The following is a 1,473-nucleotide window of genomic DNA, read 5'->3' as shown; positions in this document are numbered from 1 at the left end:
GCTAACTTTTTGAGCACTAAATTAAATTGTGGACGTTCAACTGTAGTCCCCGTAAATTTTTCTTGGAAAACTTCTTCTGCTCCTGCTTCTTTCAGAACTTCAATTTGAGATTCTAATTTCTGTTCAAAGGTACTGACACGTGCATACCCAATTTTCATATTTTGACCTCTATTAATAACCCTAAGTTGTGAGTGATGTTATCCTTAAATCTTAGAGTCACTATTGTATAATTTAGACAAAGGACAAAAACATGAAAAAACGCTACTCAAAAGAATTTAAAGAAACCCTTATCGCCTTCTATCATTCTGGTCAATCCGTCACCCAGCTGTCTAAAGAATACGACGTGGCCCCTGCAACAATTTATAAATGGATAGACCTCTACTCTAAATCTAATGAAAGCTCCGTCTCTAAAGCTGATTTTCTAGAATTAAAAAGACAACTGGCTAAAGTTAAGGAAGAACGAGACATCTTAAAAAAAGTATTGACCATATTCGCCGAGAAAAAGAAGTGAGTGCTGCGGATATGGCTCAAACCATACAAACTTTAGCACTCAATGTCAGACTAAGCTGTCAACTCCTTGATGTTCCTGAATCAAGTTATTATGAACGGATTAACCGACATCCATCTAAAACTCAATTAAGGAGACAATACCTGTCACTCAAAATTTCTCAACTCTTCAATACTAACCGAGAAATCTATGGTGCTCCTAAAATTCATCATCTTCTACTTAAACAAGGGGAAAAAGTCGGGTTAAAACTGGTACAGAAGCTAATGAAGCAACTTCAACTCAAGTCTGTAGTCATTAAGAAATTTAAGCCTGGATACTCACTAAGTGATCACATCAATCGAAAAAATCTCATACAGACTGAACCTACAAAGAAAAATAAGGTTTGGTCAACCGACATTACTTATATTCCTACTCAACAAGGATGGGCTTATCTCTCAACCATTATGGATCGTTATACTAAAAAAGTCATTGCTTGGGATTTGGGCAAGCGAATGACTGTAGAATTAGTGCAAAGAACTTTAAATAAGGCCATTAAATCACAAGACTATCCAGAAGCTGTTATTCTTCATTCTGACCAAGGAAGCCAGTATACGAGTCTAGAGTATGAAGAGTTGCTTAAGTATTATGGGATGACTCACTCTTTCAGTCGAAGGGGATACCCTTATCATAATGCCAGTCTTGAATCTTGGCATGGACATTTAAAAAGAGAGTGGGTGTATCAATTTAAATATAAGAACTTTGAAGAAGCCTATCAGAGTATTTTCTGGTACATCGAAGCCTTTTATAATTCAAAACGAATCCATCAAAGTTTAGGGTATCTTACACCTAATCAATTTGAAAAGGTAAGTGCTTAAAATAAATAGATTAAAATTCTACGTTTGTTACTCTAAAAACTTGACTTAACGTCATTATTTATTAACATGAGTTTTTGTATTCATTATAGATATAGTTTAATTAAATCATTC

At 34.8% G+C, this 1,473-nt stretch carries 2 protein-coding genes; one reads left to right on the top strand and one right to left on the bottom strand.

The features are described from left to right. Positions 1-158, bottom strand: a 158-nt coding sequence (locus ABZY44_RS37675) for a recombinase family protein (RefSeq protein WP_356662061.1), incomplete at its 3' end; no start/stop codon positions are given. Positions 159-250: 92 nt separating this feature from the next. Here ABZY44_RS37675 and ABZY44_RS37670 point away from each other — a divergent pair. Then, positions 251-1,362, top strand: a protein-coding gene (locus ABZY44_RS37670) for an IS3-like element IS981 family transposase (RefSeq protein ID WP_356662059.1) whose coding sequence is annotated in 2 segments (ribosomal slippage) — positions 251-467 and positions 467-1,362 — 1,113 coding nt in all. Because the reading frame shifts where the segments join, the coding sequence is not laid out codon by codon here. The last annotated feature ends 111 nt before the right edge of the window (positions 1,363-1,473 follow it).

Source organism: Streptomyces sp. NPDC006544 (genome assembly GCF_040611715.1).
Taxonomy (GTDB): domain Bacteria; phylum Actinomycetota; class Actinomycetes; order Streptomycetales; family Streptomycetaceae; genus Streptomyces.
Note: the sequence above shows the minus strand (reverse complement) of the source record. Positions and strands in the feature narration are given on the sequence as shown.